Source organism: Streptomyces turgidiscabies Car8, assembly GCF_000331005.1.
GTDB classification, from domain to species: domain Bacteria; phylum Actinomycetota; class Actinomycetes; order Streptomycetales; family Streptomycetaceae; genus Streptomyces; species Streptomyces turgidiscabies.
The window spans coordinates 1-24,576 of the sequence record NZ_AEJB01000525.1 but is presented as its reverse complement, the minus strand read 5'-3'; the positions used below and the strand labels follow the sequence as shown (position 1 = coordinate 24,576).

The 24,576-nt window shown below is 70.2% G+C and carries 20 protein-coding genes and 1 pseudogene; 20 read left to right on the top strand and 1 reads right to left on the bottom strand.

The features are described 5' to 3' along the window. The first annotated feature begins 155 nt into the window (after positions 1–155). Together STRTUCAR8_RS38360 and STRTUCAR8_RS38355 are read left to right on the top strand one after the other, a co-directional pair. Complete coding sequence (locus tag STRTUCAR8_RS38360; RefSeq protein WP_006381711.1) at positions 156–1,190, top strand: 5-dehydro-4-deoxyglucarate dehydratase; 1,035 nt, start codon at positions 156–158, stop codon at positions 1,188–1,190. Further along, positions 1,187–2,350 (top strand): hypothetical protein, encoded by a 1,164-nt coding sequence (locus STRTUCAR8_RS38355; protein ID WP_044473596.1) that lies wholly within the window; start codon positions 1,187–1,189, stop codon positions 2,348–2,350. The genes STRTUCAR8_RS38360 and STRTUCAR8_RS38355 overlap by 4 nt, the downstream gene beginning before the upstream one ends. Here the strand turns inward: STRTUCAR8_RS38355 and STRTUCAR8_RS38350 are convergent. Continuing rightward, positions 2,287–3,558, bottom strand: coding sequence for an MFS transporter (locus STRTUCAR8_RS38350; RefSeq protein ID WP_006381719.1), 1,272 nt, complete (start codon positions 3,556–3,558; stop codon positions 2,287–2,289). The genes STRTUCAR8_RS38355 and STRTUCAR8_RS38350 overlap by 64 nt on opposite strands. A gap of 153 nt (positions 3,559–3,711) precedes the next feature. Between STRTUCAR8_RS38350 and STRTUCAR8_RS38345 the strand changes: the two genes are divergently transcribed. The 18 genes and pseudogenes from STRTUCAR8_RS38345 to STRTUCAR8_RS38260 all read left to right on the top strand — a co-directional run bounded on the left by STRTUCAR8_RS38345 (position 3,712) and on the right by STRTUCAR8_RS38260 (position 24,553). Then, a complete protein-coding gene (locus tag STRTUCAR8_RS38345) occupies positions 3,712–4,305 on the top strand; it encodes a TIGR03086 family metal-binding protein (RefSeq protein WP_006381733.1) in 594 nt (197 codons plus the stop codon). A gap of 80 nt (positions 4,306–4,385) precedes the next feature. Further along, entirely contained in the window at positions 4,386–5,138 is a 753-nt protein-coding gene (locus STRTUCAR8_RS38340; RefSeq protein ID WP_006381717.1) for an MBL fold metallo-hydrolase, read from the top strand. A gap of 200 nt (positions 5,139–5,338) precedes the next feature. Continuing rightward, on the top strand, positions 5,339–6,007 hold the full coding sequence (locus STRTUCAR8_RS38335; protein WP_044473595.1) for a GntR family transcriptional regulator: 669 nt from the start codon (positions 5,339–5,341) through the stop codon (positions 6,005–6,007). Further along, complete coding sequence (locus STRTUCAR8_RS38330) at positions 6,004–6,915, top strand: dihydrodipicolinate synthase family protein (RefSeq protein WP_044473594.1); 912 nt, start codon at positions 6,004–6,006, stop codon at positions 6,913–6,915. The genes STRTUCAR8_RS38335 and STRTUCAR8_RS38330 overlap by 4 nt, the downstream gene beginning before the upstream one ends. Continuing rightward, positions 6,912–8,651: an L-arabinonate dehydratase gene (araD, locus tag STRTUCAR8_RS38325; protein WP_006381730.1), complete on the top strand. Its 1,740-nt coding sequence runs from the start codon at positions 6,912–6,914 to the stop codon at positions 8,649–8,651. Before STRTUCAR8_RS38330 ends, araD begins: the two co-directional genes overlap by 4 nt. Positions 8,652–8,817: 166 nt before the next feature. Next, on the top strand, positions 8,818–9,753 hold the full coding sequence (locus STRTUCAR8_RS38320; RefSeq protein WP_006381738.1) for a carbohydrate ABC transporter permease: 936 nt from the start codon (positions 8,818–8,820) through the stop codon (positions 9,751–9,753). Next, positions 9,750–10,649 carry a carbohydrate ABC transporter permease gene (locus tag STRTUCAR8_RS38315; RefSeq protein WP_006381713.1) on the top strand — a complete coding sequence of 300 codons (900 nt, stop codon included), beginning with the start codon at positions 9,750–9,752 and terminating at the stop codon, positions 10,647–10,649. The genes STRTUCAR8_RS38320 and STRTUCAR8_RS38315 overlap by 4 nt, the downstream gene beginning before the upstream one ends. Then, complete coding sequence (locus STRTUCAR8_RS38310; protein ID WP_006381729.1) at positions 10,646–11,944, top strand: pectate lyase family protein; 1,299 nt, start codon at positions 10,646–10,648, stop codon at positions 11,942–11,944. The genes STRTUCAR8_RS38315 and STRTUCAR8_RS38310 overlap by 4 nt, the downstream gene beginning before the upstream one ends. Beyond that, positions 11,941–13,116: a Gfo/Idh/MocA family protein gene (locus STRTUCAR8_RS38305; RefSeq protein ID WP_006381721.1), complete on the top strand. Its 1,176-nt coding sequence runs from the start codon at positions 11,941–11,943 to the stop codon at positions 13,114–13,116. Before STRTUCAR8_RS38310 ends, STRTUCAR8_RS38305 begins: the two co-directional genes overlap by 4 nt. Then, a complete protein-coding gene (locus STRTUCAR8_RS38300; RefSeq protein ID WP_006381737.1) occupies positions 13,116–13,967 on the top strand; it encodes a DUF6807 domain-containing protein in 852 nt (283 codons plus the stop codon). The genes STRTUCAR8_RS38305 and STRTUCAR8_RS38300 overlap by 1 nt, the downstream gene beginning before the upstream one ends. Beyond that, complete coding sequence (locus tag STRTUCAR8_RS38295; RefSeq protein ID WP_006381716.1) at positions 13,964–15,505, top strand: glycoside hydrolase family 43 protein; 1,542 nt, start codon at positions 13,964–13,966, stop codon at positions 15,503–15,505. Before STRTUCAR8_RS38300 ends, STRTUCAR8_RS38295 begins: the two co-directional genes overlap by 4 nt. A 33-nt stretch (positions 15,506–15,538) precedes the next feature. Then, entirely contained in the window at positions 15,539–17,530 is a 1,992-nt protein-coding gene (locus STRTUCAR8_RS38290; RefSeq protein ID WP_044473593.1) for a pectinesterase family protein, read from the top strand. A 66-nt stretch (positions 17,531–17,596) separates the two neighbouring features. Further along, a pseudogene (locus STRTUCAR8_RS38285) lies at positions 17,597–18,932 on the top strand (ABC transporter substrate-binding protein). 110 nt (positions 18,933–19,042) lie between these two features. Next, a complete protein-coding gene (locus STRTUCAR8_RS38280; RefSeq protein WP_006381714.1) occupies positions 19,043–19,843 on the top strand; it encodes a rhamnogalacturonan acetylesterase in 801 nt (266 codons plus the stop codon). 53 nt (positions 19,844–19,896) lie between these two features. Further along, on the top strand, positions 19,897–21,216 hold the full coding sequence (locus STRTUCAR8_RS38275) for a pectate lyase family protein (protein ID WP_006381736.1): 1,320 nt from the start codon (positions 19,897–19,899) through the stop codon (positions 21,214–21,216). A 2-nt stretch (positions 21,217–21,218) separates the two neighbouring features. Beyond that, a complete protein-coding gene (locus tag STRTUCAR8_RS38270; RefSeq protein WP_006381725.1) occupies positions 21,219–22,340 on the top strand; it encodes a pectinesterase family protein in 1,122 nt (373 codons plus the stop codon). A gap of 1 nt (position 22,341) precedes the next feature. After that, positions 22,342–23,385 (top strand): pectinesterase family protein, encoded by a 1,044-nt coding sequence (locus STRTUCAR8_RS38265; RefSeq protein WP_006381728.1) that lies wholly within the window; start codon positions 22,342–22,344, stop codon positions 23,383–23,385. Beyond that, positions 23,372–24,553 carry a dienelactone hydrolase family protein gene (locus tag STRTUCAR8_RS38260; RefSeq protein WP_006381732.1) on the top strand — a complete coding sequence of 394 codons (1,182 nt, stop codon included), beginning with the start codon at positions 23,372–23,374 and terminating at the stop codon, positions 24,551–24,553. Before STRTUCAR8_RS38265 ends, STRTUCAR8_RS38260 begins: the two co-directional genes overlap by 14 nt. Positions 24,554–24,576: the final 23 nt, after the last annotated feature.

Below are 24,576 nucleotides of genomic sequence, written 5' to 3'. Positions count from 1 at the left end.
TCAAGTGTGGCGCAGAGCTGCGCATTCCGCTCCCGGGAGGGTGCCGCTCGGCTTGACCCGCCCCGCGGTGGGCCCTTAGCGTGAAAGCGTTCAGAAATGTAGACATGAATCAGAAGCGTGCACGAATGCCTGTCCAGCCTGTCCAGGGAGAGCCCGTGACGCCAGCCCCTCTCGCCGCCCGACTCACCGTCCCGAGCGGTCCGCTGTTCTTCCCCGTCACCGCGTACGGCCCCGACGGCTCGCTCGACCTCGACGTGTACCGCACGCATGTGCGGCGGGGCGTCGAGGCGGGGGCCGCGGCCGTCTTCGCGTGCTGCGGCACGGGGGAGTTCCACGCGCTGACGCCGGAGGAGTTCCAGGACTGCGTACGGGCGGCGGTCGAGGCGACGGCCGGGCGGGTGCCCGTGGTCGCGGGCGCCGGATACGGCACCGCGCTCGCCGTGCGTTACGCGCGTCTCGCGCGGGACGCCGGGGCCGACGGGCTCCTCGCCATGCCGCCGTATCTGGTCCTCGCCGGGCAGGAGGGGCTGCTGCGCCACTACCGGGAGCTGGCCGCCGCCACCGACCTGCCGGTCATCGTCTACCAGCGCGACAACGCCGTGTTCACGCCCGGGACCGTCGTCGAACTGGCGTGTACCGAGGGGATCATCGGGCTCAAGGACGGGCTCGGCGACATGGACCTGATGCAGCGGATCGTGAGCGCCGTCCGAGCGGAGGTGCCCGGCGACTTCCTGTACTTCAACGGGCTGCCGACCGCCGAACTGACCGGGCTCGCCTACAAGGGCATCGGCGTCACCCTCTACTCGTCGGCCGTCTTCTGCTTCGCGCCCGAGATCGCGCTCGCCTTCCACAGGGCGCTGGGCACCGGCGACGACGTCACCGCGAACCGGCTCGTGGACGGCTTCTACCGGCCGTTCGTCGAACTGCGGGCGCAGGGACGCGGATACGCCGTCTCGCTCGTCAAGGCCGGCGTACGGCAGACCGGGCTCGACGTCGGAGAGGTCCGGCCGCCGCTGCACGAGCCGACCGAGGATCATGTGAAGCAGCTCGTGCGGCTCGTGGAGCGCGGTTACGCGCTGCTCGACGCCGAGTCCGATGCAGAGTCCGCCGAGTCCGGTGCTGGTGGTGGTGCCGACAGCGTCCGTCAGGGCGATGCCGGTGTTGAATCCAAGTTCGAGGAGAGCGTGTGAAGGCGTCCGCATTCGTCTATCCCTGGGACGTCAACGGCGACCCGGACGCCGCCCGGCGGATCGCCGCGCTCGGCGTGGAACAGGTGACCCTGGCCTCCGCGTACCACTCCACGCGCGCGTTGACCCCCCGCCACCCGCGCCACCGCATCGTCACCGCCGAGCACGCGGCCGTGCTGTACCCCACGGACGAGCGCTGGGCGGGCCGTGAGCTGCGGCCGTACGCCGCCGGGGACTGGGCCCCCGGGGACGCGTACGGCGAGGCCGCCGACGCCCTCGCCGAGGCGGGCCTCGACGTGCACACCTGGGTCGTCCTCGCGCACAACTCCCGCCTGGGCGCCGACCGTCCGGACACGTCCGTGGTCAACGCCTACGGGGACCGCTACCCGTGGGCGCCCTGTGTCGCGCAGCCCGCCACGCGCGCGTACCTCGTCGATCTCGCCGCCGAGGCCGCCGTACGGCCCGGAGCGCGCGGTACGGAACTGGAGTCCCTCGGCTGGTACGGACTCACGCACCTGCACGCCCACGACAAGACCGGCGCCATCGGGCTCGGTGACGCCGGCCAGTATCTGATGGCGCTCTGCTTCTGCCCGTCCTGCCGGGCGGGTTACGGCGGCCAGGGCCTCGATCCCGACGAGCTGGCGGCGGCCGTACGCGCCGCACTGGAGCCCCTGTGGCGGGGCGAACCGGATCACGCAGGGTGGGCAGGGGTCGAGAAGGCACTCGGCGACGACAAGGCCGCCCGCACGCGCGCGTGGCGCGAGGAAACGGCCCGCACGCTCCAGGAAGCGGCCGTCGCGGCGGTCCGGGCGGCGGCCCCGGCCGGCTTCCAGGTGCTGCTGCACGCCGACCCCGTGTCCTACCACGTCGGCGCCAACCCGGGTGTGGACCCCGAGCACATCCTGTCCGTCGCGGACGGCGTGGTCGTGCCGTGCACGGGTGGGGCCGGCCTGCTGACACCGTTCGCGGAGGTGCGGCGGGAGGGCGCCGTCCTGGCCGCCAACCTGATCGTGGTCTCCGGGATGGGCGGCAGTCCGGGCACCCTCGCGGCGGACGCGGAGCGCGCGGCCGGACTCGGGGCCACCGAACTGCGGCTCTATCACGCCGGGTTGGCGTCGGACGGTGACCTGGACGCGGTACGGGACGCGCTCGCCCGGCGCTGAAGGAGCAGGGCCGCGGTCAGCAGCAGGGCGAGGGCGTACAGCGGGAGAAGCACCCGGTGGCCGACGAGTTCGACCAGCGCCGCGCCCACGGCCAGACCGATCGCCGTGGGCGCGAACATCAGGGTGTTCGCGGTCGCCGCCGTCCGGCCGAGCAACTCCTCGGGGGTTTCCCGCTGCACGGCGGTGAGGCCCGCGATCAGGACGCACGGCAGGCCCGTCCCGGCGGCCACTGTGGAGCCGAGGACCGCGAGGTCGGCCGGGACCGCCCGCAGAGCCGTGGCCGCGCCGGTGAGGGCGATCCCGTACGCAGCGAACCGGCGCTCCCCGAGGCGGCGCAGCAGTGGGCCCGAGACCAGGCCGACCGCCACCGAGCCGGCGCCCTGGAGGACGTACAGCGGGCCGGCGTACGCGGGGGAGTGGCCGAGCCCCTCGACGACGGCGTAGAGGGTGGCGGCGCTCAGGCCCGACAGGAGCATCGTCGTGCCGCCCGCCAGGACGAGCGGGCGCAGCCGGTCGTGCCGCCACAGGAAGGCGGCGCCCTCGGCGGTCCGGGCGCGCACGCCGGTCGCCGGGGGCGGCGGAGTGCTCTCGCGGACGCGCACACACGCGTACAGGAGCGTGGCGAGGACGAACGTGACGGCGTCCAGGAGGGCCACGCTCGGGCCGCCGTAGGCCGCGTAGAGGCCCGCGCCGGCCAGCGGGGCGATCAGTTTCATGCCCTCGTTCGCCGTCATGCGCAGGCCGTTGAAGTCGCCCAGCAGGGACGGATCGACAGCCGTGGCCACCAGGGCCGCCTCGGCCGCGTCCTGGACGACGCCCACCGCGCCGTATACGAACAGGACGGCGAAGAGGATCCACACGCGGCCCGCGGAGTCGACCGTGACGAGGGCTGTCAGGAGGGCCGCCAGGGTCAGGTTCGACCAGATCAGGAGCGGTTTTCGGCGATGGGGGCACCGCCCGGTCGAGCGAAGCCGAGACTGGGGGAGGTCGGCGAGCGTGCCCAGCAGCGGGCCCGCCAGGCTCGGCGCCCACATCGCGAACAGGCAGAGCGCGGCCAGGCCGTCCGAACCGGTGAGGTCCTTCACCCAGATCCCGGACGCCGGCCACAGCGCCGACGTACCGAAGCCGGAGACCACCACCCCGGCGAGATACAGCCCGGCGGCGCGGTCCCGCAGCACGCGCACCACGGACCAGTTTCGAGTCGTCATGCCTGGTCATCGTGGTTCTAAGGGGTGGGGGGAAGGATCGGGAAGGTGCCTTAGAAAGACGACGGCAAGGAGGTCGGGCGCGAGGCGGCGATGAGTTTCGCGTGCGGCGGCGGTCTACCCCCTGCCGTGCCGACCAGCCCTGAGGAGAAACCGATGACCGACCGGATGATCACCCTCGACCTCGGACCGCAGACCCGGATCGTCGCCCGGCTCGCGGAGCGGGTGACCGACGAGCGGCTCGCGGGCGGGACGCCGTGTCCGGCGTACGCCGTGCGCAATCTGCTGGGCCATGTCGCCGGGCTGGCCGTCGCCTTCCGTGACGCCGCGCGCAAGGACCTCGGCGCGACGACGGACTCCAGCCCGGCCGGTGCCGTGCCCGACATCGCGGACGGCTGGCGCGAGAGCCTGCCGAAGGCGCTCGACGAACTCGCCGACGCCTGGCGCGACCCGGCCGCCTGGACCGGCGAGACCCGCGCCGGGGGCGTGACACTGCCGGGCGCGGTCGCCGCGGCCGTCGCCGCCGATGAACTCGTCGTCCACGGCTGGGATCTGGCCCGCGCCACCGGACAGGAGTACGAGCCCGATCCGGCAGCCGTGGAAGCGGCCCACGGCTTCCTGGCCGCCGCTGTCGAACAGAGTGGCGGGGCCGGCATCTTCGGCCCGGTCGTCCCCGTGCCGGACGACGCTCCGCTGCTGGACCGGGTGATCGGGCTCAGCGGACGGGATCCGAGGTGGACGGCCGAGTGATCGGGAGCGGGCGGTAGCCCCGGCCTGCACGGGGTGCCAAACCCCGTACAGCCGCCCGCACCGCCCCGTACGCTCCGGGCATGCCCCTGAGCCTCACCGTCCTCGGCACCGCCTCTCCGCATCCGGCGCCGGGACGTCCCTGCTCCGGCTATCTGGTGCGCGGCGGCGGTGCCGAGGTGTGGATGGACGCCGGGCCCGGAACATTCGCGGAGTTGCAGAGGCACACCGATCCCGCACGGCTCACCGCGATCTGGATCTCCCATCTGCACGCCGACCACAACGCCGACCTGCTCGCCGCCGTCTACGGGTTCGCGTACGGCGGGCTGACCCCGCCCGCGCCGATCCCCGTCTACGCGCCCCGCGAGTGCGCGCGCCGGATCGCGGGGTTCTTCGGACAGCCCAACCTCGGCTTCCTGAGCGGAATCCTCGACTTCAGGCCGCTGCACGACGGTCACACCGTCCGGCACTGGAACCTGCGCCTCACGACCCGAGCCGTCTCCCACGGCATGGAGGCGTACGGGCTGCGTGCCGAGTCGCAGGGGAAGGCTCTCGCCTACTCCGGGGACACCGGACCCTGCGACGCGCTCGCCGAACTCGCCCGGGGCGCCGACCTGTTCCTGTGCGAGGCCGACATCGACCGGCACGATGATGGCGATGGCGAACAGATCCATCTGACGCCGGAGGACGCGGGCGCCTACGCGAAGGGCGCCGCCTCGCTGCTCATCACGCACGTCGGACCCACGCTCACCCCCGAGGCGGCCACCGACCGTGCCGCCGCCGTCTTCGGCGGGCCCACCGACACCGCGTTCGAAGGCACCACGAAGCTCATCTGACGCACGGGACACCTCTGGTCCCGTCTGCCTTCCTGACTTCTCTTTTAACTTCTCTTGTCAGAAGCGTTGACGAAACACAGCGGCCCTCCTACCTTCAAGCCGTCGTACTTCGTACGTCATATATGAGACGCGATATGTGAGATCCGATACGCGAGATCTGATCCGGTGGATCCGATCCGTCAAGCTTCCGAGAGGCACGCATGACCTCTGTGCCCACGCCGATCCCGTCCCGCACGCAGTTCGTGCTGGAGGGGATCAAACACCGCATCCTCACCGGACAGTTGACGCCGGGGCAGGCCCTGGTCGAGACCGAGCTCGCCGCACAGTTCGGGGTGTCGAAGACCCCGGTGCGCGAGGCGCTCAAGACGCTGGCCGGCACCGGGCTCGTCGTGATGAACCAGTACAAGGGCGTCACGGTGCGCATGGTGGACGCGGACATGGCGCGCGAGGTCTACGACGTACGGCTGCTCCTGGAGCCGGAGGCCCTCAAGCGTTCCGTCCGCAGAGGAGCCTCGCTCGATGCCGCTCGGGATGCGCTGACCAGGGCCGACGAGGCCACCGACACCGCCGAACGCTCCCTGGCCAACCGGGAGTTCCACCGCTCCCTCTACGTCCGGTGCGGCAATCCGCTGCTCGGCCGGATGCTCGACGAGGTGCGCGACCAGGCGGCTCTGGTCTCCGCCGTCGCCTGGGCCGCCAACCCCTCGTGGGAACGGGAGGCGGACGAGCACCGGGAGATCCTGCGGCTCGCCCTCGCCGGTGACTCCGACGGCGCGGCGCGTGCCCTGCACGCCCATATCGAGTCGTTCGTGCAACGGGCTTACCCCGCAGGGGAGTCCGAGGTCCAGGGAGAGGGCGGTCAGGAATGAGCGGCGTGGCGTTCGAGGCCCAACGGGCGGCCCTGGCCGACGTGGTGGCGATCCCGGTGACCCCGTTCGCCGAGGACGGCACCGTCGACCAGAGCGCCCACCGGGCCCTGCTGCGCCGACTGGTCGACGGCGGCGTCACCACCCTCACGCCGAACGGCAACACGGGCGAGTTCTACACACTGACCCCCGAAGAGCGGCGCCTGGTCACCGAGTTGACCGTCGACGAGGTCGGGGACCGGTCCGTGATCCTCGTCGGCGTCGGTCACGACGTCCCGACCGCGGTGGCCGCCGCCCGGCACGCCCAGGACAACGGGGCCGCGATGGTGATGGTCCACCAGCCCATCCACCCGTACGTCTCCGAGGGCGGCTGGGTCGACTACCACCGGGCCATCGCCGAGGCCGTCCCCGGGCTCGGGGTCGTTCCGTACATCCGCAACGCCTCGCTGAGCGGCCTGAGGCTCGCCGAACTCGCCGACGTCTGCCCGAACGTCATCGGCGTGAAGTACGCAGTCCCGGACGCCGCCCGGTTCGCCGCCTTCGCGCGGGACGCCGGCCTCGAACGCTTCGTGTGGGTGGCCGGGCTCGCCGAGCCCTACGCGCCCTCCTACTTCTCCGCCGGCGCCACCGGTTTCACCTCCGGCCTGGTGAACGTCGCCCCGGCCGTCTCGCTGAACATGATCGAAGCGCTTCGGTCGGGGGACTTCCCGGGGGCCATGAAGGTCTGGGAGCAGATCCGCCGCTTCGAGGAGCTGCGCGGTGCCAACGCCTCCGCGAACAACGTGACCGTCGTCAAGGAGGCCCTCGCCTCCCTCGGCCTGTGCCGCCGCGACGTCCGCCCGCCGAGCCGCGCGCTGCCCGAGGACGAACGCGCCGAGGTCGCCGCGATAGCCGCCGGGTGGTCCATATGAAGCCCGCCCAGGCACGAAAAGCACCGGAAGAGCTGCGAAGCCACCAGTGGTACGGGACTGACGGGCTGCGCTCGTTCAGCCACCGGGCCCGTACCCGCCAGCTCGGCTACCTCCCCGAGGAGCATCTCGGCAAGCCCGTCATCGCGATCCTCAACACCTGGTCGGACATCAACCCCTGTCATGTGCACCTCCGTGACCGGGCGCAGGCCGTGAAGCGGGGCGTGTGGCAGGCCGGCGGATTCCCCCTGGAGTTCCCGGTCTCCACGCTCAGCGAGACCTTCCAGAAGCCGACGCCCATGCTCTACCGCAACCTCCTCGCCATGGAGACGGAGGAGCTGCTGCGCTCGTACCCGGTCGACGGGACCGTCCTGATGGGCGGCTGCGACAAGTCGACGCCCGCCCTGCTGATGGGCGCCGCGTCCGTCGATCTGCCCGCCGTCTTCGTACCCGCCGGGCCCATGCTGCCCGGGCACTGGCGCAACGAGATCCTCGGCTCCGGCACCGACATGTGGAAGTACTGGGACGACAAGCGCGCCGGGCTCATCGGTGACTGCGAGATGACGGAGCTGGAGAGCGGGCTCGCCCGTTCCCCCGGGCACTGCATGACCATGGGGACGGCGTCCACGCTCACCGCCGCCGCCGAGGCGCTCGGGGTGACCGTGCCGGGGGCGTCCAGCATCCCCGCCGTCGACTCCGGGCACGACCGGATGGCCGCCGCTTCAGGTATGAGGATCGTCGAACTGGTCCACCAGGACCGCAAGTTGAGCGACATCCTCACCGCCGACGCCTTCACCGACGCGGTCACGACCGTCCTCGGTCTCGGCGGCTCCACCAACGCCGTGATCCATCTGATCGCCATGGCGGGCCGGGCCGGAGTCCGCCTCACCCTCGACGACTTCGACCGCATCGCACGGACCGTACCGGTGCTCGCGAACGTACGGCCCGGTGGACAGACGTACCTCATGGAGGACTTCCACTTCGCCGGTGGCCTGCCCGGATTCCTCTCCCGGATCACCGACCTGCTCCATCTGGACCGGCCGACGGTGTCGTACGACAGCATGCGCGAGCAGCTCGACGGAGTGTCGGTGCACAACGACGAGGTCATCCGCCCGCGTGACAACCCGGTCGCGAGCGAGGGCGGGGTCGCCGTCCTGCGCGGCAACCTCTGTCCGGACGGCGCCGTCATCAAGCACATCTCCGCCGAGCCCCACCTGCTCAAGCACACCGGGCGCGCGGTCGTCTTCGACGACTACAGGACCATGCAACGCACTATCAACGACCCGGAGTTGGACATCACCGCCGACACCGTACTGGTGCTGCGCGGCTCCGGACCCAAGGGCGGCCCGGGCATGCCCGAGTACGGGATGCTGCCCATCCCCGACCACCTGCTCAAGCAGGGCGTACGGGACATGGTGCGGATCTCCGACGCCCGGATGAGCGGAACGAGCTACGGCACGTGCGTGCTGCACGTGGCGCCGGAGTCGCATGTCGGCGGGCCGCTCGCGCTGGTCCGCACCGGCGACACCATCACCCTCGACGTCGAGGGAAGGTCGCTGCAACTCAACGTGGACGACGACGAGTTGGCGCGCAGGCGGGCGGAGTGGACGCCGCCGGCCGAACGGTACGAGCGAGGCTACGGCGCGCTCTACAACGAGCAGATCACGCAGGCCGACACCGGCTGTGACTTCGAGTTCCTGGCCAGGCCCGGCAAGTCCCCAGATCCTTACGCGGGTTGAGTCAGCCCACCCAGGGCGCGGGGAACCGCGCGACAAGCCACCACCCACCCGCACCCGCCGCACCACCGCAAGAGGCACCCCGTACCGCGAAGGGGCCGACCTCCGCACATCGAGAAAGCGCTTCCCGTACGACGCACGCACGACGTACCGAGAACGGAGAAAAGTCATGGCCCAAGCCGCAGTCGTGGCGAAACCGCCCACGCCACCCCGGCGGCGGCGTGCCTCCGCGACGCCGCGAAGGCTCCCCTATCTGCTGATCGCACCGGCCGCCCTGCTCATGCTGGGCTTCATCGCCTACCCGGTCCTCAGCGTCTTCTACTACAGCCTGCAGAACTTCAACCCCACCAAGCCCTGGCGCAACGGCTTCGCGGGTTTCGACAACTTCACGCACGCCTTCACCAAGGACCCCCAGTTCTGGGACACCCTGGTCTTCAGCGGCAAGTGGGTCGTCGTCGAGGTCGGCCTGCAGCTGATGTTCGGTCTGGCGCTCGCGCTCATCGTCAACCAGACCTTCGTGGGGCGGTCGATCGGCCGCGCGCTGGTCTTCTCGCCCTGGGCCGTTTCGGGCGTCCTCACCTCCGCGATCTGGGTACTGCTCTACAACTCCCAGACGGGCATCACCCGTTACCTCGCCGACGCCGGCATCGGGACGTACGGCACGAGCTGGCTGTCGGACACCGCCACCGTGTTCCCGGCGGCGATCGTCGCCGACCTCTGGCGAGGCGTGCCCTTCTTCGCGATCCTCATCCTCGCCGACCTCCAGTCCGTCTCCAAGGACCTGTACGAGGCCGCCGAGGTCGACGGCGCCAGCCGGATCAAGCAGTTCTGGCACATCACGCTGCCGCACCTCAAGGACGCCATCGTCCTGTCCACGCTGCTGCGCGCGGTCTGGGAGTTCAACAACGTCGACCTCCTCTACACCCTCACGGGCGGCGGACCGGCGGGCGAGACCACGACACTCCCGCTCTACATCGCCAACACCAGCGTCGACGCGCACAACTTCGGCTACGCGTCGGCCCTCACCACGGTCGCGTTCGTGATCCTGCTCTTCTTCTCGATCGTCTACCTGCGGCTCAGCAAGTTCGGAGGGGAGAGCAAGTGATCACCAAGGAAGCCACCGCGACCGTGCCCACGCCCGTGGAAGACGCCCCCGAGCCGCCGCGCCCGCAGAAGAAGCAGCGACGTGCCTGGGACGAGGCCCCGCGCTGGCAGATCTACCTCCCCCTGGGGATCTACCTCGTCTTCACCCTCATCCCCTTCTACTGGATCCTCCTCTTCGCGCTGCGCCCGGCCGGTTCGACCTCGCTGGTCCCCTGGCCGATGACCAACGACCACTTCGAGAAGGTGTGGACCGAGCGAAGCTTCGGCACGTACTTCGAGAACAGCATCCTCGTCGGCCTCGCCACGCTGGTGATGACGACGCTCGTCGCCCTGGCCGGCGGATACGCCCTCGCCCGCTTCGACTTCAAGGTCAAGCGCGCCTTCATGCTGGCCCTGCTCTGCTCCCAGTTCGTGCCGGGCGCCCTGCTGCTGGTGCCGCTGTTCCAGATCTTCGCCGAGCTCCAGATGATCAACTCGCTGGGCGCGGTCATCATCGCCGAGACGGTCTTCCAGCTCCCGCTGTCGATGATCCTCATCAGCGGCTTCATCAAGAACGTGCCGTACACCCTGGAGGAGGCCGCCTGGGTCGACGGCTGCAACCGCTTCACCGCGTTCCGCATCGTCGTACTGCCCCTGCTGCGGCCCGGGTTGATCGCTGTCGGCTCCTTCGCCTTCGTGCACTCCTGGAACCACTTCCTGTTCGCCCTGATGTTCCTCAGCGACCAGGGCAAGCAGACCATCCCGGTCGGCCTCAACACCCTGATGAGCGCGGACAGCGTCGACCTGGGCGCCCTCGCGGCGGGCGGCATCATCGCCGCCGTGCCCGTGGTGATCGTCTTCGCCTTCATCCAGAAGTGGCTGATCACCGGCTTCAGCGCAGGGGCGGTGAAGGGATGAGACGTCTCCTCCAAGTCGCCGCCGCCATCGGGCTGTTGGGTGCCGTGCTGAGCACCCCGGCCGGTGCCGACGCCCGCGACCTCAGCCGTGACACCCTGCCCGCGAACGACGGCTGGGCCGCCGCCGAGGGTGGCACCACCGGCGGCGCTGCGGCGGACGACGCCCATGTGTTCACCGTACGCAGCCGTGGCGAACTGGTCCGCGCCCTCGACGGCGGCAGCGCCACCCCGAAGATCATCCGTGTCGCGGGGACGATCGACGCCAACACCGCTGACGACGGCGACCATGTGAGCTGCGGCGACTACGCGGACGGCACCGGGTACACCGTGCGGAAGTACCTTGCCGCCTACGACCCCCGCACCTGGGGTTCCGCCAAGCCGGCCGGGGCGCAGGAGGAGGCCCGCCAGGTCGCGGCGGCCCGGCAGGCCGAGCGGGTCGTGCTGCCGGTCGGGTCCAACACGACCATCCTCGGGCTCGGTTCGGGTGCTGTCCTCAAGGGGGCGAGCCTTCAGGTCAGGAAGGCGGACAACGTGATCGTCCGCAACCTCGAACTCCGCGACGCCTACGACTGCTTCCCCGTCTGGCAGCCCAACTCCGGTGGTCTGGGGGACTGGAAGACGGCCTACGACACCATCTGGCTGAACGGCGCCACCCATGTCTGGGTCGACCACGTCACCGCCTCCGACAAGGGCCACTCGGACGCCGACGAACCCACCTACTTTGCCCGCAACTATCTGCGTCACGATGGCCTGTTGGACATCACCAACGCCTCCGACCTGGTCACCGTCTCCTGGAGCCGGTTCGCCGACCACGACAAGGCGATGCTCATCGGCTCCGGCGACACGGCCACCGGCGACCGATGGAAACTCCGCGTCACCCTGCACCACAACGAGTTCCGCTCGCTGACCCAGCGCGCCCCGCGCGTTCGCTTCGGACAGGTGCACGTCTACAACAACCGCTACCTGATCGACCACGGCGACGACTACCGCTACTCGATCGGCGTCTCCACCGAGTCCGCCGTGTACGCCGAGAACAACGCCTTCACCACCCCGGGGCACGTCGAGGCCGCAGACCTGGTCAAGAGCTGGAACGGCACCGCCCTGCACCAGACCGGCACTCTCTTCAACGGCTTCCCCGTCGATCTTCTGACCATCTACAACGCCTACAACTCGGGCAGCGAGCGCGACCTCACGGCCGACGTCGGCTGGACGCCTACCCTGCACACAAAGATCGACAGCGCCGACACGGCCGACCGAGAGGTGGCACGCGGCGCGGGCGCAGGGAGGCGCACATGAACACGACACCGACGGCCACTCGACTGGTCACCCCGGTTCCGGTGGTGCTCGCGGGAGCGCGCGGCCACGGGCACTGGCATCTCGCGAACATCCGCCGGCTCCAGGACAAGGGACTCGTCCGGCTGGCAGGCGTCTGCGAGCTGACCCCGATGACCGACGAGGAGCTGGAAGGGCTCGGCGCGCCGGAGCAGTCCGCCGACTTCGGCGCCCTCCTCGACTCCACCGGCGCCGCGATCGCCGTGATCTGCACGCCGATCCCCACCCACACCGACCTCGCGCTCATCGCCGCCGCCAAGGGCGTACACCTGCTGCTGGAGAAGCCGCCGGCGCCGTCGTACGCGGAGTTCCGGCGGATGGCCGACGGGGTCGCGGCGGCCGGGGTCGCCTGCCAGATCGGCTTCCAGTCGCTGGGCTCGCACGCCCTGCCCGCGATCCGGGAACTGATCGCCGAGGGCGCCATCGGCACCGTGACCGGCGTCGGCGGGGCGGGCGCGTGGGCGCGCGACGAGGCGTACTACCGGCGCGCGCCCTGGGCGGGCAAGCGCAGGCTGAACGGTGTGGACGTCATCGACGGCGCCCTCACCAACCCACTCGCGCACGCCGTCGCCACCGGCCTCGCCCTCGGCGGCAGCACCCGCGCCGAGGACGTCACCGGCATCGAGACCGAGCTGCTGCGCGCCAACGACATCGAGTCCGACGACACCTCGTGCGTCCGCGTGAGCACCACGAACGGCGTCCCGGTCACCGTCGCCGCCACCCTGTGCGCCCAGCACCCGGACGACCCGTACGTCCTCGTCCACGGCACCAGCGGCCGGATCACCTTCTGGTACAAGCAGGACCGCGTGCTCCTCCAGCGCTCCGGACACGGTCCGGAGGAGTACGAGTACGACCGCACCGACCTGCTGGAGAACCTCGTGGACCACCTCACGGAGGGCGCCGAACTGCTGGTCGTGCCCGACGAGACCGGCGCGTTCATGCGGGTGGTCGAGGCGATCCGGCAGGCCCCCGATCCGGCCGAACTCCCGGCGGACGCCTGGGAGTTCGCGCCCGGTGAGACTCCTCGCCGAGTGGTCCCCGGCATCGACGGCCTCGTCGCCGCCGCCGCCGACACCCTCTCCCTCTACTCCGAGCTGGGCGCCCCCTGGGCGCTCCCCAAAGAGGTGAGCACCTGATGAACCAGATGCCCAACGAGTCGCTGGTCCTGCGGGTCGCGGGCCGCCCGGTCGGCCGCTACACCGGCCGGCCGGAGCTGCCGCTCCGCCACGCGCCCCGCCCGTATCTGCACCCCGTCACCACCCTGGCCGGCACCGCTGTCACCGAGCTCAGCCCCGCCGACCACACCCACCACCTCGGCGTCGGTGTCGCCATACCCGACGTCGAGGGGCACAACTTCTGGGGCGGGCGCACCTACGTACGGGACCAGGGGCCGACCGAGCTGGACAACCACGGCGCCCAGCGGCACACCGCCTACCAGCTCCGCGACCCCGACGGCTTCGTCGAGGAACTCCGCTGGATGGTCGGCGGCGGCGAACTGCTGCGGGAGCGCCGTACGGTCGCCGCCACCGAACTCACCAGCTCCGCCTGGGCGTTGGACTTCACCTTCTCCCTCACCAACATCACCTCCGCGCCCCTCTCCATCGGCAGCCCGGCCACCAACGGCCGCCCCGGCGCGGCCTACGGAGGCTTCTTCTGGCGGGCGCGCAAGGAGGCCGGCGCTCCCGACGTGTTCACGGCCGCCACCGAGGGCGAGTCGGCGGTCCACGGCACCCGCGCCGACTGGGTCGCCCTGGCCGGCCCCACCTGGACCCTCGTCTTCGCCGGCGCCACCGAACAGACGCGCCGCGACCCGTGGTTCGTCCGGGCCGAGGAGTACCCGGGGGTCGGCTCGTCGCTCGCCTTTGACGAACGGCTGCCGATCGGGCCGGGTGAGACCGCCGTACGCCGGATCGTCACCGTCGTCGCCGACGGGCGCCTCGACCGGGGCGAGGCCGCGGCTCTCGTACGGAAGGCGGTGAGCCCGTGATCACCGGTGCCGATCTCGGCGACGGGACCTACCGCAACCCGGTCCTGAACGCCGACTGGTCCGACCCGGACGTCCTCCGCGTCGGCGACGACTTCTACCTCACCGCCTCCAGCTTCGGCCGGGCCCCCGGCCTGCCCCTGCTGCACTCCCGGGACCTCGTCAACTGGACGCTGGTCGGCCATGCCCTCGAACGTCTGCGGCCGACAGCCGAGTTCAGGGTCCCGCGCCACGACTGCGGGGTCTGGGCACCCTCGTTCCGCTACCACGACGACCGCTTCTGGATCTTCTGGGGCGACCCCGACCACGGCATCTTCCAGGTCAACGCCCCTGCCGTACGCGGCCCTTGGACCAGCCCGCACCTGGTCAAGGAGGGCAAGGGGTTAATCGACGCGTGCCCGCTGTGGGACGAGGAGACCGGCGAGGCGTACCTCGTGCACGCCTGGGCCAAGTCCCGGTCAGGCGTGAAGAACAGGCTCACCGGCCACCGAATGCACCCCGAGGGCACGGGACTTCTGGACGAGGGCAAGGTGATCGTCGACGGCGACCGCATCCCCGGCTGGTTCACCCTTGAGGGCCCGAAGCTCTACAAGCACGACGGCTGGTTCTGGATCCTGGCGCCAGCCGGGGGAGTGGAGACCGGCTGGCAGGGCGCCTTCCGCTCCCGCGACTTCTTCGGGCCGTACGAGGAACGGATCGTCCTGGAGCAGGGGGACACCGACGTCAACGGGCCCCACCAGGGCGGCTGGGTGCGCACCTCGGCGGGCGAGGACTGGTTCCTCCACTTCCAGCAGCGCGGCCCGTACGGCCGTGTCGTGCACCTTCAGCCGATGAGCTGGGGGGCGGACAGCGCGGACGGCTGGCCCGTCATGGGTGACGCCGGCGCCCCCGTCGCCGTACACCGCAAGCCCGATCTGCCGGTGCAGCCGCCCGCCGCGCCCGCCACCGACGACGACTTCCCCGGCGGACGGTTCGGCCGTCAGTGGCAGTGGACGGCCAACCCGCAGGACGGCTGGGCCACCCAGCACTCGGGGGACGGGCTACGACTGAGCTGCGTACGCAGCGCCGACGCCCACGACCTGCGGAAACTCCCGAACATCCTCACCCAGCGGCTGCCCGGCATCGCCTGCGAGGCCGAGGTGGAGCTGCGGCTCGGCAGTGCGGAGCCGGGGGCGCGGGCCGGGCTGGCCCTGCTGGGCGACTCCTTCGGTTGGATCGGCCTGGAGCGGGCCGACGACGGGACGGTCCGGCTCGTCCACCGGTTCGCGGAGTCCGTCGCCGAGCGCGAGCGGGACGCCGGCCGGCCGCGAGTGGCTCCCGAGGGGCGGGTCCGGCTGCGGATCGCGATCGGGGCGGGGGCACGCTGCCGGTTCTCCTACGACCTCGGCACCGGGGACGGCTGGGAGTCGTCCGGGCCGGTGTTCGCGGCCACGCCCTGGCGCTGGGTCGGTGCCCTGCTCGGGCTCTTCGCGCTCGCGCCCGTCGGCGGGGGACACGCCGGCGCCGCCACGTTCACGCAGTTCAGAGTCACGTCCTCGTAACTCACCTTATTCGTATGCCTGTTGGGAGCCGCAATGACGCACTTCCCTAGCAAGCGCTTGCCGGGGGCCGGTAGAACCCTGGTCACCGTCATGGGTCTGACGGCTGCCCTGACCCTCGGGACGCTCGACAAGGCGACAGCCGCCGCACCCGTCACCTCCCACAGCCCCACGACGACGGCCGCCCGCTGGACGGACCAGCCGCACGGCTTCGCCTCCCTCGCCGGTGGCACCACCGGGGGCGCGGGCGGCAAGGTCGTCACGGTCACCGACCAGGCCTCGCTGGTGAAGTACGCGGCGGCCGAGGAGCCGTATGTCATCCGGGTCGCGGGCTCGGTCGCCGTGGCGCCGTTCGGATCCGATGTCGTCGTCGCCTCGAACAAGACGATCATCGGCGTCGGCGACACCGGCGAGATCGTCCACGGCGAGCTGCACCTCAACCCCGGTACCAGCAACGTGATCATCCGCAATCTGACGATCCGTGACTCGTACGTCGAGGGCGACTGGGACGGCAAGACGACCGACTTCGACGCCATCCAGATGGACACCGCCGACCACGTCTGGATCGACCACAACCGCTTCGCGCACATGGGTGACGGGCTGCTCGACATCCGCAAGGACAGCCAGTACATCACCGTCTCCGACAACCAGTTCGCCAACCACAACAAGGCGTTCGGGATCGGCTGGACGGCCAATGTGCTCACCCAGATCACCATCGACCACAACTGGTTCACAGGCACCAAGCAGCGCAACCCGTCCGCCGACAACTGCGCCTACGCGCACCTCTACAACAACTACGTGTCGGCACAGGTCGCCGACGGCGATCCCGTCTGGACGTACGGGAACTGGTCGCGCGGCAAGACGAAGATGGTCATCGAGAACAGCTACTACGACGGTGTCCAGCACCCCTACCAGGCGGACACCACCGCCGAGTTGGTGCAGCGCGGGTCGATCCTGAGGAACGTCAGCGGACGGCAGGACGCGTGGGGTACCGCCTTCGAACCGCGTGACTTCTACGCGTACCGGCTGGACCCGGCCGCCGCCGTACCCGCGCTGGTCAGGCGCTTCTCCGGGCCGCAGGCACGGATCGGCGCCGCGGTCACGCTCGACGTCCCCGCCGACTACCCGACCGTCCAGGCCGCCGTAGACGCCGTGCCCGTCGGCAACGACAGCCCGGTGACCGTCGCCGTCGCGCCGGGCACGTACCGCGAGAAGGTGTTCATCCCGGCAGGCAAGTCGAACATCCTGCTTCAGGGGACCGGCCGGAAGCGCTCCGACACCGTCATCGTCTACGACACGCCCGCCGAGTACGGCGGTTCGACGGGAAGCGCGACGGTCCGGATCGCCGCGAACGACGTCACCGCCCGCAATCTCACCTTCAGCAACGACTTCGACGAGGCCGCCGTCGAGCTGAAGGGCGAGCAGGCGCTCGCGATGAAGACGACCGGCGACCGCGTCGTCTTCGAGAACACCGCCTTCCTCGGCAACCAGGACACCCTGATGACCGACAGCCCCAAGCTGGACGTGATCAGCCGGGTCTACGTCCGCGACTCGTACATCGAGGGTGACGTCGACTTCGTCTACGGGCGGGCGACGACCGTCATCGAGCGGTCGGTGATCCGTGCGCTGACCCGGGGTTCCACCACCAACAACGGGTACATCACCGCCGCTTCGACCTGGACGGGCAATCCGTACGGCTTCCTGATCACCCGCTCGAAGGTCGTGAGCGACGCCCCCGCCGACTCCTTCCACCTCGGTCGGCCCTGGCACCCGGGCGGTGAACCGAACGCCGTGGCCCAGGTCCTCTTCCGGGACACCGAGCTGCCTGCCGCGGTCAAGGCCTCGCCGTGGACCGACATGAGCGGCTTCTCGTGGAAGGACGCCCGCTTCACCGAATACCGGACCTACGGACCCGGCGCCCAAGTGACCGCCGACCGGCCGCAGTTGAGTGAGGCCGACGCCGCCTCGCACACCGTCGCCGACTATCTGCGCGGTACGGACGGCTGGGCTCCGTACGCCCGCCGCTGACCCCCCACAACTTCATAGTTCCGACTGATCCAGAAGTGTTTGATCCAGAAGAGAGAGTGCCGACCAATGAAGATCAGCATCCGCAGAAGCAGGCGCGCGGCCATCGCCGTGGCCCTGGGTTCCGTGCTCGCCCTGACCGCCACCGCCTGCGGTGACGACGGCAGCGGAGCGGGCGGGGACAAGGCAACGAGGGCTCGGGCAAGGGCGAGATCACCTTCTGGACAACAACGGCGGTGTGCGTACCGACGTGTGGAAGGAGATCATCGCCGACTTCGAGAAGGCCAACCCCGACATCAAGGTCAAGTACGTCGGGATACCGTCCGACAGCATCCAGTCCAAGTACGACACCGCGATCCAGGGCGGTGGCCTGCCCGACGTCGGTGGCGTCGGGGCCGCCATGCTCGCCGGCATCGCCGCGCAGAACGCCCTGGAGCCGCTGGACGACCGGCTCTCGGACAGCTCGCTCAACGGCAAGCTGACCCCGGGCATGATCGACAGCGTGCGCAGCGCGGGCGGCGGGGACGACCTGTTCACCGTGCCGACCTCCGCGAACAACGGCACGCTCTGGTACCGCACCGACCTGTTCAAGGCGGCGAAGCTGGACCCGCCGACCACCTGGTCGAAGTTCTACGCCGCCGCCGACAAGCTCACCGACGCGAGCAAGAACAAGTTCGGTTACACCATTCGCGGCGGTGAGGGGTCGATCGCGCAGGCCCTGGACGCGATGTACGGGCAGTCCGGCATCGAGTCGTTCTGGAAGGACGCGAAGACCACCGTCAACGACCCGAAGAACGTGGCGGCGCTGGAGAAGTACACCGCGCTGTTCAAGAAGGACACTCCGTCCGCCGACGTCAACAACGACTTCAAGAAGATGGTCGCCCAGTGGGACAGCGGCGACATCGGAATGCTGAGCCACAACCTCGGCTCCTACCAGGACCACCTGAAGGCGCTGGAGGGCAAGTTCCGGGGTATTCCGAACCCGACGCAGGACGACGGCACGCGCGTCCAGGTCTCCAACCCTGTTGACGGACTCGGTCTGTTCAAGTCCAGCAAGAACAAGACGGCCTCGTGGAAGTTCATCGAGTTCGCCGTGTCGCACGCCTCCAACAGCAAGTGGAACGAGTCCGCCGGCGCCATTCCGTCCAACAGGGAGGCGGCGAAGGACGCGTGGATCCAGTCGGCGGAGGCGACGAAGCTGGCGGCCGAGTCGCTGAACAGCGGCACTATCAAGATCGTGCAGCTGCCGTACTACCTGCCCGACTGGAACACGATCTCGAAGGCGGACAACGAGCCGAACTTCCAGAAGGTGCTGTTGAAGAAGATGAGCGCGAAGGAGTTCCTGGACACGCTGGCCGAGCAGCTGAACGCTGCGCAGGCTGAGTGGAATGAGCAGATGAGCTAGGGGTTCTTTCCCTTCGTCGTCGGCTGCGGGTTAGTCGTGGCTTTTCGCGCAGTTCCCCGCGCCCCTATCGGGGCGCGGGTCCCCCTGCCCTATTTGAAAGGCACAACGTCGTGTCTCTTAGTCGTAGACAGGTGGCCGCGGCTGCTCTGGCCGCCGTTCCTCTCGCTGTCACCACCTCGGAAAGCGCATCGGCGCATTCCGGTCGCCGTTCCCGTACCGTCTATATCGCCGGTGATTCCACCGCCGCCCAGAAATACGCTGACGCCGCCCCGGAGACCGGGTGGGGAATGGCGCTTCCCTTCTTTCTGCAGAAGGATCTGGTCGTCGCCAATCATGCGGTGAACGGGCGGAGTTCCAAGAGTTTCGTCGACGAAGGTCGGCTTGACGCCATTCTCGACGTCATCGCCCCCGGCGACTTCCTGGTCATCCAGTTCGGGCACAACGACGAGAAGAGCGCCGACCCCGTCCGGTACACCGAGCCCTGGACGACGTACCAGGACTGTCTGCGGCTGTACATCGACGGCGCGCGAGCCCGGGGTGCCCGGCCGGTGCTCGCCACGTCCGTCGAGCGGAGAAAGTTCGACGCGAGCGGCAACGCGGTGCCGACCCACGGCGACTACCCGGCGGCGATGCGTGCGCTCGCCGGGGAGGAGAGCGTGGCGCTGCTCGACGTCCAGGCCCTGTCGATCGCGCTCTGGCAGGAGCTGGGCGTCGAGGAGACGAAGAAGTACTTCAACTGGACAGCGACCGAGCAGGACAACACGCACTTCAATCCGCCGGGTGCCATCGCCGTGGCCCGGCTCGTCGCCGCCGAGCTGGTGCGGCGCCGGGTGCTGGCGCGCCGGGACGTGCGCCGCATCGGCGACGTGATCCCGGAGTCCTGGATCACCTGGCCGCCGGCCGCCGTCTAGCCGCTTCCCGCCTCAAGACCTCCCGCCCGTTTTCTCGGAAAGAGAGCCGTACCATGAAGCTTCGCGCATGTCATGATCATGTCACCATGAAGGCCGCCGTCCTGCTCGGCTGCACGGCCCTCGTCCTCACCGTCACCGGCCCCGCCGCCCAGGCCGCCGCTCCGGCCCCCGACCTCGGCCGCCAGACGCTCGCCGCCGGTGACGGCTGGGGGTCCGACGCGGGCGGTACGACCGGCGGTTCGGCCGCCGACGCCGCCCACGTGTACACCGTCACCACCTGGGCGCAGTTCAAGGCCGCGCTGAAGGACGGCGGCAGCGCACCCAAGATCATCAAGGTCAAGGGCATGATCGACGCCGTGTCCGAGGGCTGCGAGGCCTTCACCACCGGCGGATACGACCTCCAGCAGTACCTGAAGGACTACGACCCGGCCGTCTACGGCAACGACAAGGTGGCCATGGGGCCGCAGGAGGACGCGCGGGTCGCGTCCATGGCCAACCAGGACTCGGCGATCAAGGCCGCCATCCCCAGCAACACCACCATCGTCGGCGTCGGCAAGAACTCCGGCATCCTCGGCGGCAGCCTCCAGATCAAGGCCGTCTCGAACGTCATCCTGCGCAACCTCACCATCGAGGCTCCCCTCGACTGCTTCCCCAAGTGGGACCCGACCGACGACAACAACACCGGCAACTGGAACTCCGAGTACGACGCCGTGGTCGTCTACGGCACCGACCACGTGTGGATCGACCACAACACGCTCACCGACGGCCGCTACCCCGACAGCGAGCGGCCGAGCTACTTCGGCAAGGTCTTCCAGCAGCACGACGGTCTCACCGACATCGTGCGCGGCGCCAACTACGTCACCGTGTCCTGGAACTCCTTCAAGGACCACGACAAGAACATGCTGATCGGGAACAGCGACAGCACCGCCACCACCGACGGCGGCAAGCTCAAGGTCACCATGCACCACAACAAGTTCGACGGGATCCTCCAGCGCTCCCCGCGGGTGCGCTTCGGCCAGGTCGACGTCTACAACAACAGCTATGTGGTGGGCGGGGCGCAGGCGTCCGACTACTACCTCTTCGGTGTCGGCATCTCCTCGCAGCTGTACGCCAGTGACAACGCCATCTCGCTGCCGGCCGGCGCCAAGGTCGGCAAGGTGCTGAAGAAGTGGAACGAGTCCCCGCTCACCGCCGTGAACAACTACGTCGGCGGCAAGCTGACCGACCTGATCGCGGTCCACAACGCGGAGATCCCCGCCGAGACGCTCCAGTCGGGCGCGGGCTGGACGCCCACGCTCCGCACGAAGGTCGACTCGCCGCGCGCGGTGCCGTCCGTCGTGAACCGCGGTGCCGGCGCGGGCAAGGTCTGCTGATCATGGCGAGCCCTGAACTCCCGTTGAGCAGACGGTCGTTCGTCGCCGCGAGCACCGGGGCCGCACTGGCCCTGGGGCTCGCGGCCCCCGCCCGCGCGGCCGGCCGTACCCGGTTCGGCCGCTACGGCTCCCCGTCCCGCCGCCTGACCGAGCGGACGCTGTACGTCGACGCGGGCGGCACCGGCGACTTCACCGGCGTCCAGGCCGCGGTGTCGGCCGTGAGCGGCAGCGGATTCACACTGGTCGTCGCACCGGGCGTCTACCGCGAGACCGTCGCCGTCACGGCCGCCCGTACGGAACTGACGCTGATCGGCGCCTCCGAGAACGCGCGTGACGTCGTCATCGTCTACGACAACGCCGCCGGCACCCCGAAGCCCGGCGGCGGGACCTACGGCACCACCGGCTCCGCCACGACCCTCGTCCAGGGTGCCGACTTCACGGCCCGCTGGATCACCTTCGCCAACGACTGGCTGCGCGCCGACCACCCCGAGATCGCGGGGACCCAGGCCGTCGCCATCAAGGTCCAGGGCGACCGTGCGGCGTTCCACCACTGCCGGTTCCTCGGCCACCAGGACACCCTGTACGCCGACTCGATGAGCCGTGAGGCGTACGCCCGGCAGTACTTCGCCGACTGCTACGCCGAAGGGGACGTCGACTTCGTCTTCGGCCGGGCCACCGCCGTGTACGAACGCTGCCACTTCCGCACCCTCGACCGCACCGACCTCGCGGGCACCCCCTACGGCTTCGTCTTCGCACCGTCCACCGTGGGCACCAACCCCCGCGGCTATCTGGTGACCGACAGCAGCGTCACCAGTGAAGCCCCGGACGCCGCCTACAAGTTGGCCCGCCCATGGGTGCCCAGCTCCGACACCACCGCCCGCCCGATGCTCACCGTCCGGGACACCCGCCTCGGCCCCGGCATCGACGCGGTCGCGCCCTACACCAACATGTCGGACAGCTACCCGTGGCAGAGCCAGCGGTTCGCCGAGTACCGCAACACGGGTCCGGGCGCCAGGATCGTCGTCGCCGAGAACCGGCCCCAACTCAGCGTCACCGAAGCCGAGTCGGCGACCCGTGAGACATACCTCGGCGACTGGACGCCATGGCGCGGGCGGTGGTGCTGAGATGCGCCGACGCACCCTGCTCACCGGGCTCACGGCAGGCCTTGTCGCCGCCGGTACGGCTCCGGCCTTCGCGTCCGCCGCGCACCGAGTCCTGCACGTCCGTCCCGGCGGCTCCGTCCAGGCCGCCGTGGACGCGGTGGTCGCCGCCGGCGAGGTCGGGCGGACGATCGTCGTGCACCCGGGGACATATCGCGAGGTCGTCAACATCCCCGCCCAGGCAGCCGAGTTGACGATCCGCGGCGCCACCCGCGACCCGCGCGACACCGTCATCGTGTACGACAACGCCAACGGCACCCAGAAACCCGACGGTTCGGGCACCTACGGCACCGGCGGCTCCGCCACCTTCACCTCGGCGGCGCCGGGCCTGACCGTCCTCGACCTGACCCTCGCCAACGACTGGCTGCGCGCCGACCACCCGGAGATCACCGGGACGCAGGCCGTCGCCGCCTATGTCACGGGGGACCGGTCGCAGTTCACCCGGGTCCGGTTACTCGCCCACCAGGACACCCTGTTCGCGGACACGACGGCACTGACCGCGTTCGACCGGCACTACTACCGTGACTGCTACATCGAGGGCGACGTCGACTTCGTCTTCGGGCGGGCACGGGCCGTCTTCGAACGCTGCCACTTCCACACCCTCGACCGGGACGTCGCCTTCAGACCCGAGGGCATGGTCTTCGCCCCCGCCACGGCCCGCGCCAACCCCTACGGCTTCCTCACCGTGCGCGGCCGGGTGACCTCGGGCGCGGAGGACGGCGCGTACAAGATCGCCCGGCCCTGGGTGCCGTCGTACGAGACAACCGCCTGGCCCTCGCTGCTCGTCAGGGACACCTGGCTCGGCCCGGGCATCGACGCCGTCACCCCGTACATCAACATGCGCGAGGCCTATCCCTGGCAGACCATGCGCTTTCGGGAGTACGGCAACTCCGGTCCGGGCGCGGTGATCTCGGCCCCGGAGAACCGGCCGCAGCTCACGGCGGCGGAGGCCGGCGAGCACACGCGGCGGACGTATCTCGGGGACTGGTGCCCGTATGACCGGCCGTGACCCGGCGGTGGGGCGACGGGCGTTCGTCGTGGGGGCGGGGGCGGCGCTGATCAACGGCGCCGCCGCCCAACCCGCCGGGGCGGCACCGGGGCCGGAGTCGGCGGTCGTCGACGGCCCGCTGCCCGGCTTCTACCCGGCGCTCAAGGACGAGCTGGACTTCCCGCTCGCCTGGGGCAGATCCGGCGTCCGGGACTTCCGGGCCTGGCGCCGCATCGCCCGAGCCAAAGTGGAGGAAACGCTGCTCGTCGAGCCGGACGGCGACGGCGTCGCGTTCGACCCTGAGTTCGGCGATCGTGCCGAAACCCCTTACTACACAAGGGAGTTGGTGACCCTCGGCCTCACCCGGTACGAGCCCGTGCGCGGCGCGCTGCTCACTCCGCACGGCCCCGGCCCCTTCCCCGCCGTACTGCTGCTCCACGACCACGGGGCGAAGTTCGACATCGGGAAGGAGAAGCTGGTCAGACCCTGGTACGACGACACCCGGCTCGCCTCCGCGCAGGCCTGGGCGGACCGGTACTTCAGCGGACGCTTCGTCGGCGACGAGCTGGCCCGGCGCGGATACGTCGTACTGGCGCTGGACGCGCTCGGCTGGGCCGACCGGGGGCCCCTCGCCTACGACCAGCAGCAGGCACTCGCCAGCAACCTCTACAACCTCGGCTCGTCCCTCGCCGGACTCATGGCCCGCGAGGACGTACGCGCCGCCCGCTTCCTCGCCGGGCTCGACCGCGTGGACCGGCGGCGGGTCGCGGCCGTCGGGTTCTCCATGGGAGCCTTCCGCGCCTGGCAGACCGCCGCGCTCAGCGACGACATCGCCGCAGCGGCCAGCGTCTGCTGGATGACCGGGCTGAAGGAAATGATGGTCCCCGGCAACAACACCCTGCGCGGCCAGTCCAGTTACCACATGCTCCACCCCGGGCTCGCCCGGCACCTCGACTTCCCCGACGTGGCGAGCATCGCCGCACCCAGGCCGATGCTGTTCTTCCACGGCGCCCAGGATCCGCTGTTCCCGGCGGAGGGCGTACGCGTGGCCCACGAGAAGCTGCGCGCCGTCTGGCGCTCACGCCGCGCCGGGGAGCGGCTGCACACCAGGATCTGGCCCGACCTCGGCCATGTGTTCACCGCACCCATGCAGGACGACGTCTTCTCATGGCTGGACGCCGTCCTGTAACCCCCACCGCCCGCCCCCTACCG

What these genes read in the sequence shown, in the direction of transcription:
- STRTUCAR8_RS38290 (WP_044473593.1), top strand. Translation starts at nt 15,539, where the DNA reads ATGACGCACTTCCCTAGCAAGCGCTTGCCGGGGGCCGGTAGAACCCTG.
- STRTUCAR8_RS38270 (WP_006381725.1), top strand. Translation starts at nt 21,219, where the DNA reads ATGGCGAGCCCTGAACTCCCGTTGAGCAGACGGTCGTTCGTCGCCGCG.
- STRTUCAR8_RS38350 (WP_006381719.1), bottom strand. Translation starts at nt 3,558, where the DNA reads ATGACGACTCGAAACTGGTCCGTGGTGCGCGTGCTGCGGGACCGCGCC.
- STRTUCAR8_RS38345 (WP_006381733.1), top strand. Translation starts at nt 3,712, where the DNA reads ATGACCGACCGGATGATCACCCTCGACCTCGGACCGCAGACCCGGATC.
- STRTUCAR8_RS38275 (WP_006381736.1), top strand. Translation starts at nt 19,897, where the DNA reads ATGAAGCTTCGCGCATGTCATGATCATGTCACCATGAAGGCCGCCGTC.
- STRTUCAR8_RS38300 (WP_006381737.1), top strand. Translation starts at nt 13,116, where the DNA reads ATGAACCAGATGCCCAACGAGTCGCTGGTCCTGCGGGTCGCGGGCCGC.
- STRTUCAR8_RS38340 (WP_006381717.1), top strand. Translation starts at nt 4,386, where the DNA reads ATGCCCCTGAGCCTCACCGTCCTCGGCACCGCCTCTCCGCATCCGGCG.
- STRTUCAR8_RS38310 (WP_006381729.1), top strand. Translation starts at nt 10,646, where the DNA reads ATGAGACGTCTCCTCCAAGTCGCCGCCGCCATCGGGCTGTTGGGTGCC.
- STRTUCAR8_RS38265 (WP_006381728.1), top strand. Translation starts at nt 22,342, where the DNA reads ATGCGCCGACGCACCCTGCTCACCGGGCTCACGGCAGGCCTTGTCGCC.
- STRTUCAR8_RS38320 (WP_006381738.1), top strand. Translation starts at nt 8,818, where the DNA reads ATGGCCCAAGCCGCAGTCGTGGCGAAACCGCCCACGCCACCCCGGCGG.
- STRTUCAR8_RS38330 (WP_044473594.1), top strand. Translation starts at nt 6,004, where the DNA reads ATGAGCGGCGTGGCGTTCGAGGCCCAACGGGCGGCCCTGGCCGACGTG.
- STRTUCAR8_RS38260 (WP_006381732.1), top strand. Translation starts at nt 23,372, where the DNA reads ATGACCGGCCGTGACCCGGCGGTGGGGCGACGGGCGTTCGTCGTGGGG.
- STRTUCAR8_RS38335 (WP_044473595.1), top strand. Translation starts at nt 5,339, where the DNA reads ATGACCTCTGTGCCCACGCCGATCCCGTCCCGCACGCAGTTCGTGCTG.
- STRTUCAR8_RS38305 (WP_006381721.1), top strand. Translation starts at nt 11,941, where the DNA reads ATGAACACGACACCGACGGCCACTCGACTGGTCACCCCGGTTCCGGTG.
- araD (WP_006381730.1), top strand. Translation starts at nt 6,912, where the DNA reads ATGAAGCCCGCCCAGGCACGAAAAGCACCGGAAGAGCTGCGAAGCCAC.